The organism is Streptomyces sp. NPDC021224 (genome assembly GCF_044332905.1).
GTDB lineage: Bacteria > Actinomycetota > Actinomycetes > Streptomycetales > Streptomycetaceae > Actinacidiphila.
Window position 1 is genome coordinate 25,478 of the sequence record NZ_JBIRPW010000030.1, and the last position, 8,376, is coordinate 33,853.

The 8,376-nt window shown below is 71.0% G+C and carries 9 protein-coding genes; 6 read left to right on the top strand and 3 right to left on the bottom strand.

Features of this window, described 5'->3' with window-relative positions:
* Positions 1 to 26: 26 nt before the first annotated feature.
* The 4 genes from ACH4PY_RS36695 (at position 27) to ACH4PY_RS36710 (ending at position 3,373) form a co-directional block, all read left to right on the top strand.
* Positions 27 to 818, top strand: a complete 792-nt coding sequence (locus tag ACH4PY_RS36695; RefSeq protein WP_398192859.1) for an ABC transporter ATP-binding protein — start codon at positions 27 to 29, stop codon at positions 816 to 818.
* Between the two features lie 136 nt (positions 819 to 954).
* A complete protein-coding gene (locus ACH4PY_RS36700) occupies positions 955 to 1,377 on the top strand; it encodes an NfeD family protein (protein ID WP_398192860.1) in 423 nt (140 codons plus the stop codon).
* Positions 1,378 to 1,521: 144 nt separating this feature from the next.
* Complete coding sequence (locus tag ACH4PY_RS36705; RefSeq protein WP_398192861.1) at positions 1,522 to 2,472, top strand: SPFH domain-containing protein; 951 nt, start codon at positions 1,522 to 1,524, stop codon at positions 2,470 to 2,472.
* 133 nt (positions 2,473 to 2,605) lie between these two features.
* A complete protein-coding gene (locus ACH4PY_RS36710) occupies positions 2,606 to 3,373 on the top strand; it encodes a sulfite exporter TauE/SafE family protein (RefSeq protein WP_398192862.1) in 768 nt (255 codons plus the stop codon).
* A gap of 84 nt (positions 3,374 to 3,457) precedes the next feature.
* Here the strand turns inward: ACH4PY_RS36710 and ACH4PY_RS36715 are convergent, their stop codons facing one another.
* The 3 genes from ACH4PY_RS36715 to ACH4PY_RS36725 form a co-directional block, all read right to left on the bottom strand.
* Complete coding sequence (locus ACH4PY_RS36715; RefSeq protein WP_398192863.1) at positions 3,458 to 3,961, bottom strand: HNH endonuclease; 504 nt, start codon at positions 3,959 to 3,961, stop codon at positions 3,458 to 3,460.
* A gap of 566 nt (positions 3,962 to 4,527) precedes the next feature.
* A complete protein-coding gene (locus tag ACH4PY_RS36720) occupies positions 4,528 to 5,064 on the bottom strand; it encodes a YbhB/YbcL family Raf kinase inhibitor-like protein (RefSeq protein ID WP_398192864.1) in 537 nt (178 codons plus the stop codon).
* A gap of 63 nt (positions 5,065 to 5,127) precedes the next feature.
* Positions 5,128 to 5,919 (bottom strand): sporulation protein, encoded by a 792-nt coding sequence (locus ACH4PY_RS36725; RefSeq protein WP_398192865.1) that lies wholly within the window; start codon positions 5,917 to 5,919, stop codon positions 5,128 to 5,130.
* A gap of 111 nt (positions 5,920 to 6,030) precedes the next feature.
* On the opposite strand from ACH4PY_RS36725, the gene ACH4PY_RS36730 reads away from it, so the two are divergent.
* Together ACH4PY_RS36730 and tyrS are read left to right on the top strand one after the other, a co-directional pair.
* Positions 6,031 to 6,666, top strand: a complete 636-nt coding sequence (locus tag ACH4PY_RS36730) for a DNA-3-methyladenine glycosylase (RefSeq protein WP_398192866.1) — start codon at positions 6,031 to 6,033, stop codon at positions 6,664 to 6,666.
* A gap of 63 nt (positions 6,667 to 6,729) precedes the next feature.
* Positions 6,730 to 7,992: a tyrosine--tRNA ligase gene (gene tyrS / locus ACH4PY_RS36735; RefSeq protein WP_398192867.1), complete on the top strand. Its 1,263-nt coding sequence runs from the start codon at positions 6,730 to 6,732 to the stop codon at positions 7,990 to 7,992.
* Positions 7,993 to 8,376: the final 384 nt, after the last annotated feature.

Here is an 8,376-nt window from a genome sequence, read left to right on the forward strand (position 1 = left end):
AGACTGCAATGGGAGACAACGCGCTCATGAGCGATGTGCTGGAGCTGGTGGACGTATCCGTGGTCCGCGACGGACGCGCTCTGGTGGACGACGTCTCGTGGTCGGTCGCCGAGGGCGAGCGCTGGGTCATCCTCGGCCCCAACGGCGCGGGCAAGACCACGCTGCTCAACGTCGCGTCCAGCTACCTCTTCCCGTCCCACGGCACCGTCTCGATCCTCGGCGAGAAGCTCGGCAACGTCGACGTCTTCGAACTGCGCCCGCGCATCGGCATGGCCGGCGCCGCGATGGCCGAGAAGATGCCGCGCCGGCAGACCGTCCTGGAGACCGTGCTCACCGCCGCCTACGGCATGACCGCGACCTGGAACGAGGGCTACGAGAAGGTCGACGAGGACCGCGCCCGCGCCTTCCTCGACCGGCTCGGCATGAGCGACTTCCTGGACCGGAAGTTCGGCACCCTCTCCGAGGGCGAGCGCAAGCGCACCCTCATCGCCCGCGCGATGATGTCCGACCCCGAGCTGCTGCTGCTCGACGAGCCCGCCGCGGGTCTCGACCTGGGTGGCCGCGAGGACCTGGTACGCCGCCTGGGCCGGCTCGCCCGCGACCCCATCGCGCCCGCCATGATCATGGTCACGCACCACGTCGAGGAGATCGCCCCCGGCTTCACCCACGTCCTGATGATCCGGCAGGGCAAGGTCGTCGCCGCCGGCCCCATCGAGACCGAGCTGACCTCCCGCAACCTCTCCGTGTGCTTCGGCCTCCCGCTCGTCGTCGAACGCCGCGGCGACCGCTTCACCGCCGCCGGGCTGCCGCTGTCCTGACCCGCCCGGTCACCCGCCCCGGCCGCCGGTCCGACCCGCTGTGTGCGCCGGGCGCACGCACCCGGCGCACGTCCCGCACCCGCCTTTCACCGACGCGTACTGCCCCAACCCCTGGGCAGGGCCCTACGATTGACCTGTGGACGCATGGGTGTGGTGGCTGATAGCCGCAGTGGGACTCGGCATCCCGCTGGTGATCACGGCAATGCCGGAATTCGCGATGTTCGCGGTCGGCGCGCTCGGCGGCGCCGCCGCGGCGGGAATGGACGGCGGGATCGTCGCCCAGGTCATCACCTTCGTGGTGATCTCGGTGGCACTCCTGGTCTTCGTCCGCCCGCTGGCCTACCGCAACCGGCAGAACGCCGGCCAGCGCAGCGGCATCGACGCGCTCAGGGGACGGCAGGCCGTCGTCCTGGAACGGGTCGACAGCGGCGCCGACGGCCGGATCAAACTCGCCGGTGAGGTCTGGTCGGCACGCGCACTGGAGGAAGGCCGGGTCTTCGACCCGGGCGAGCAGGTGGACGTCGTCGAGATCGACGGGGCGACCGCCGTCGTCATGTGACGGCACCGGCGGGGCAACCGCCGTCCACGGGCCGGGAATTCGCCGAACCGGCCCGCGGCGGGCGGCCGCTCTGCCAAGATCGATCATGTCGGAGTTACTGGAGTCACACCGTATTTCCGCCGGCAACCGGTGCGGGGAGTGGACATGCAGCCCATCATCATCGTCCTGATCATCCTGGTGGTGCTCGTCTTCATCGCACTCATCAAGACGGTCCAGGTCATTCCGCAGGCCAGCGCCGCCATCGTCGAGCGGTTCGGCCGCTACACCCGCACCCTCAGCGCCGGGCTGAACATCGTGGTGCCCTTCATCGACACCATCCGCAACCGCATCGACCTGCGCGAGCAGGTCGTGCCCTTCCCGCCGCAGCCGGTGATCACCCAGGACAACCTGGTCGTCAACATCGACACGGTCATCTACTACCAGGTCACCGACGCCCGCGCCGCGACGTACGAGGTCGCCAGCTACATCCAGGCCATCGAGCAGCTGACCGTCACCACGCTGCGCAACATCATCGGCGGCATGGACCTGGAGCGCACCCTCACCTCCCGCGAGGAGATCAACGCGGCCCTGCGCGGCGTCCTCGACGAGGCGACCGGCAAGTGGGGCATCCGCGTCAACCGCGTCGAGCTCAAGGCCATCGAGCCGCCCACCTCCATCCAGGACTCGATGGAGAAGCAGATGCGCGCCGACCGGGACAAGCGCGCCGCGATCCTCACCGCCGAAGGTGTCCGCCAGTCGCAGATCCTCACCGCGGAGGGCGAGAAGCAGTCGCAGATCCTGCGCGCCGAAGGTGAGGCCAAGGCCGCCGCGCTGCGCGCCGAGGGCGAGGCGCAGGCGATCCGCACCGTCTTCGAGTCCATCCACGCGGGCGACCCGGACCAGAAGCTGCTCGCCTACCAGTACCTCCAGATGCTCCCGAAGATCGCCGAGGGCGACGCCAACAAGCTCTGGATCATCCCCAGCGAACTCAACGACGCCCTCAAGGGCCTCGGCGGGATAGTGAATCTCCCCGGCGTCCCCGGCACCGGCAACGGCGGCCAGGGCGCCACCACCCCGGCCCCCCGCCGCGAGTCCGCGCCCTTCGACAAGGACTGACGGCAGTCCGTACGGCCGGGCCGCCAGGGGACGGAAGACCCCTGACGGCGGCGCCGCGCTGTGACATGATCACAGCGCCCCCCTCGACCGGGCCGTACCGGCGGGGAGGAGGCGTACCGACCACGGAGAGCCCATGTCCCCTCTGGAAGCCCTTGCCGTCCTCGCCGCAGGGATCGGCGCCGGCACCATCAACACCATCGTCGGCTCCGGCACCCTGCTGACCTTCCCGGTCCTCGTCGCCGTCGGCCTGTCCCCGGTCACCGCCAACGTCTCCAACGCCCTCGGCCTCGTACCCGGCTCGATCACCGGCGCCATCGGCTACCGGCGCGAACTGGCCGGGCAGCGCGAGCGGCTGATCCGCCTCGGCCTGGTCGCCCTGCTCGGCGGCGCCACCGGCGCCGTCCTGCTGGTCACCCTGCCCTCCAAGGCCTTCCACGCCATCGTGCCGGTGCTCATCGCCGCCGCCCTGGTGCTGGTCGTCCTGCAACCCCGGCTCAGCCGCGCCGTCCAGGCCCGCCGCGAGCGCCAGGGCACGACCGCGCCCGCGCACGGCGGCCTGCTGCTCGCCCTCGGAATGTTCGTGGCCAGCGCCTACGGCGGCTACTTCGGCGCCGCCCAGGGCGTGATCTACCTGTCCCTCATGGGCCTCATGCTCGACGAGACCCTGCAGCGCATCAACGGCCTGAAGAACGTGCTGGCCGCCATGGTCAACGGCGTCGCCGCGCTGCTGTTCATCTTCGTCGCCCACATGGACTGGGCCGCTGTCGGCCTCGTCGCCGTCGGGGCGACCATCGGCGGCCTCATCGGCGCCCGCGTCGGCCGCCGGCTGCCGCCCGCCGCACTGCGCGGCCTGATCGTCGTCGTCGGCGTCGTGGCCATCGTCCAGCTCATCCTCAAATAACCCCGCACCACGCGAGGGGGGCCGGCCCCGTCGTCCCCGACCGGCCCGGCCGCCCCACCGTGATCCGCCTGCCCGTTCACCCGCTCACGCGGTACGCGCCAGCCACTCCGGCAGCGCCGCACGGTCCCGCATCCCCAGCGCCAGCAGCAGCGCGTCCGCCGGCGTCGGCTCGAACGGCTGCGCAAGCAGCCGCATCCCGGCCTGCTCCGGCGTCCGGTCGGCCTTGCGCTGGTTGTCCTCCGAGCAGGCCGCGACCGTGTTCAGCCAGGTGTCGGTGCCACCGTGCGACTTCGGCACGAGATGGTCGACCGTCGCCGCCCGCCGCCCGCAGTACGCGCACCGGTGCCGGTCACGCACCAGCACCCCGCGCCGCGACCACGGAGCACGTTGTCGGAAGGGCACCCGTACGTACCGGCACAGCCGGATCACCTGCGGCACCGGGATGTCCACCTGGGCGGCACGGAAACGCACACCCGAATGCGCCTGCTCGACGACGGCTTTGTCCTGCATCACCAGGACCACCGCGCGGTGCAGCGACACCGTCGACAGCGGCTCGAAACTCGCATTCAGCACCAGCGTCTCACGCATTTCCGCCCACCTCCCGGCTCCGCTCCGCCGCTCGGCGAAGTGGCTCCACTGTGCCCGTGCGTTTGCCGTACGGACAACGCAATTTCCCCATGGGGGACAGGAGATGACAGCGGAAGGAGGACACGGGAAAGAGCCGGGGAACACTGCCCCCGAGGCGGCGGGACCAACTCCCGCGGAAACGGAAGGGCGGCACCCACGGAAGCAGAAGGGCGGCGCCCACGGAAACGGAGGGACGGCACCCGCGGAAACGGGGAAGACCGCGCCCCGGACGCCGTGAGGAGGTGGATTCCCCGGCATCCGGAGCGCTCCGGCCGACGCGGACACCCGGTCCGGATGACCAGGGCCCGGCAGGCGGCGGAGGGCGCGTGGTACCGCCCAGCGCCTCACCCCGCCGCCCCCGCCGAAGCGGTGCCGGCCTGCCCGGCGTCGAGCCGTACCGCCCGGGCGCATGACCGGGGGCACCGGCGAGCCGGGCACCCACCACTGTGCGGCGCGGCGGCCGCCCGGCGCAACGGATTAACCGCCCGCCACCGCGCCCCGCGGCCCCGGCGCCCGGGCCCGGCGGATCAGCCGCCCGCCACCTCGTACTCGGCGACCAGCGCCGCCCGCGCCAGCGTGTGGAAGCGCAGGTTGAAGCCCACGACCGCGGGCGAGGCACCCGCGTCCGCGCCCAGCTTCTCCTGGTCCACCGCGTAGACGGTGAAGACGTAGCGGTGCGGACCGTCCCCGGCCGGCGGCGCCGCCCCGCCGAAGTCCCGCGTCCCGTAGTCGTTGCGCGCGTGCACCGCACCGTCCGGCAGCCCCGGGAAGTCCCCCGAGCCCGCGCCGTGCGGCAGCTCCGTCACCGACACCGGGATGTCGAACAGCACCCAGTGCCAGAAGCCGCTGCCGGTCGGCGCGTCCGGGTCGTAGCACGTCACCGCGAAGCTCTTGGTCTCCGCCGGGAAGCCCTCCCACCGCAGCTGCGGCGAGACATTGCCCTCCGCGTAGACCTGCTCGTCGGGCAGCACGCCCCCGTGCGTCATCTCGTCGCTCACGACGGTGAACTCCGGGACCTGCGGGTGGAAGTCATGGGGGAGCGGTCGCCGCGCTTGCTCGGACACCTCGACACCTCTCGATTCGATCAGGCCGGTCTCGCACCGGACCTGCGGTCCGAGCGTAGAACCCTAGAACCAGTTCCGCTTCGCTCCCACCTCGGCCAGCCACTGATGGAGGTAGTCCGCCCAGTCCGTGTGCTCGAACGACTGCATGTTCATCACGAAGGAGCGGTGCGTGTCACCACCGGTGAAGGCGCTCTTCTTGTCCATCTCCAGCACCACGTCCATCTCGTTGCCGTCCGCGACGAACGTCAGCTCCACCTCCTTGAGCCCGCGGTACTGCTCCGGCACCTTGAACTCGATCTCCTGGTAGAACGGCAGCCGCTGCCGCGTCCCGTGCACGTGCCCCTTCTCCAGGTCGGCGCTGTGGAAGCGGAAGCCCAGCCGCCCGAAGGCGTCCAGCAGCGCGTCCTGCGCCGGCAGCGGATGCACGTTCACCGGGTCCAGGTCGCCCTTGTCGACCGCCCGCGCGATCTGCAGCTCCGTCGTCACCCCGACGTTCATCCCGGTCAGCTGCCGCCCCATGAACATCGTCACGGGCGTCTCCCACGGCACCTCCAGCGCGAACGGCACCGTGTGCACCGCCCGCGGCTGGATCACGAACTCCCCGCCGACCTGCTGCGTGTGGAACTCGATGTTCTGGTGGTACTCGGTGTCCTCGCCCTGGGCGTTCTTCGTCTCCACCTCGACACGGGCCTGGAGCCCCACCGTCACACCCTGGATCCGCTGGTCGACCGAGCCCCCCTCGATCCGCACCTCGCCGTGGATCACCCCGCCCGGCGTCACGTCCGCCTGGTGCAACTCGGTCTCCACCGACGCCCCGCCCGCGCCCAGACTCGCCATCATCTTCCTGAAGCCCATAACGGACACCCGTCCCCTTCGCTTTGCCGTGCCGTGCACAGATCTTGGCGAACACTACGAACGCAGCACACCCCGGGGTGGTTCCACCCCGCTCCGGTACGCTTCCGGACCGTGATCACCGCACCCGAGCGGGCCCCGCTGGACCGCGCGTTCTTCGACCGACCGGTCCTGGAGATCGCGCCCGACCTCCTCGGCCGCGTCCTCGTCCGCACCACCGACGACGGCCCGATCGACCTGCGGCTCACCGAGGTCGAGGCCTACGACGGCCCGAACGACCCCGGCTCCCACGCCTACCGCGGCCGCACCGACCGCAACGCCGTGATGTTCGGACCGCCCGGCCACACCTACGTCTACTTCACCTACGGCATGTGGCACTGCCTGAACCTGGTCTGCGGCCCCGCGGGCAAACCCGCCGGGATCCTGCTGCGGGGCGGCGAGATCACCGCCGGCGCCGACCTCGCCCGCCGCCACCGCCCCACCTCGCGCAAGGACAGCGATCTCGCCCAGGGCCCCGCCCGGCTCGCCACCGCCCTCTCCGTCGACCGCGCCCTCAACGGCGCCGACGCCTGCGCCCCCGGCGGCCCCTTCCGCATCCTCACCGGCACCCCGCCCGACCCGGCGGCCGTCCGGACCGGCCCGCGCACCGGCGTCGGCGGCGCCGGAGCCGCCCACCCCTGGCGCTACTGGATCGACGGCGACCCCACGGTGAGCCCTTATCGCGCGCACGCCCCGCGCAAGCGGCGGTAGCCTGCCAGGGCGCGGAGCAGCAGCTCGGCGCGCCCACCAGCAGAACCAAGGAGACACGAAGCCGTGACGGACATCGTCGACGACCTGAAGTGGCGCGGGCTCTTCTCGCTGTCCACCGACGAGGACGCCTTGCGCAAGGCACTCGCGGACGGTCCCGTCACCTTCTATTGCGGCTTCGACCCGACCGCCCCCAGCCTGCACGTCGGCCACCTCGTCCAGGTCCTCACCGTGCGCCGCCTCCAGCTCGCCGGCCACCGCCCGCTCGCCCTCGTCGGCGGCGCCACCGGCCAGATCGGCGACCCCCGCCCCACGGCCGAGCGCACCCTGAACGACCCGGAGACCGTCGCCGCCTGGGTCGCACGGCTGCGCGGCCAGATCGAGCCCTACCTCTCCTTCGAGGGCGACAACGCCGCCGTCATGGTCAACAACCTCGACTGGACGGCCGAGCTCTCGGCGATCGAGTTCCTGCGCGACATCGGCAAGCACTTCCGGGTCAACAAGATGCTCACCAAGGACGCCGTCGCCCGCCGGCTGGAGTCCGAGCAGGGCATCAGCTACACGGAGTTCAGCTACCAGCTGCTCCAGGGCATGGACTTCCTGGAGCTGTACCGCCGCTACGGCTGCACCCTCCAGCAGGGCGGCAGCGACCAGTGGGGCAACCTGACCGCCGGCCTCGACCTCATCCACCGGCTGGAGCCGGGCGCCGACGTGCACTGTGTCGCCACCCCGCTCATGGTCAAGGCGGACGGCACCAAGTTCGGCAAGACCGAGGGCGGCGCCGTCTGGCTCGACCCCGAGATGACCACGCCCTACGCCTTCTACCAGTTCTGGCTGAACCAGGACGACCGGGACATCTCCACCTACATGCGCATGCTCAGCTTCCGCACCCGGGAGGAACTGGAGGAGATGGAGCAGCTGACCGCCGAGCGCCCGCAGGCCCGCACGGCCCAGCGCGCCCTCGCCGAGGAGCTCACCACCCTCGTCCACGGCGCCGACCAGTGCGCGGCCGTCATCGCCGCATCAAGGGCACTTTTCGGCCAGGGCGACCTCGCCGAACTCGACGAGCCCACCCTGGCCGCGGCCCTCAGCGAGCTGCCGCACGCCCAGGTGACGGAGCCGGCCCCGATCGCCGACCTGCTCGCCCTGACCGAACTGGTCCCGAGCAAGTCGGCCGCCCGCCGCACGATCAAGGAGGGCGGCGCCTACCTCAACAACATCAAGGTCACGGACGAGGACGCGATCCCCGGGCGGGACGACCTGATCCACGGCCGGTGGCTCGTCCTGCGCCGCGGCAAGCGCAACCTGGCGGCGGTCGAGGTCCGCTGAGGCCCGAGCCGGCCCGCTTCGGGGCCGGTTCCGGCGGGCTCCGGCCGGACGTGGCCGGAAAAATACGTTTGAACGGCGGCCGAGCTTGACTCGGCCGCCACACGTACGTAACGTAGTCCGAGTCGCCAAAACGGCCTGGAGATCTGGTTCACACCAACTCCGACCGTCGGAGCGGCCACCCACTACCTACGCCCGACCCCTTCAGCGGGGCGGTTTTCGGTGCGCCGAAAATCGAAATGCTGAGCGGGAAACGGCCGATTATGAATCGGCTGGGGAATCCGGTAAGCTGGGAACACAACGAAGGGAAAGCCCGGAGGGGCCGGTGAAACGGTCTCGAAGGAAGCTTCCGTTCCTTGAGAACTCAACAGCGTGCCAAAAGTCAAC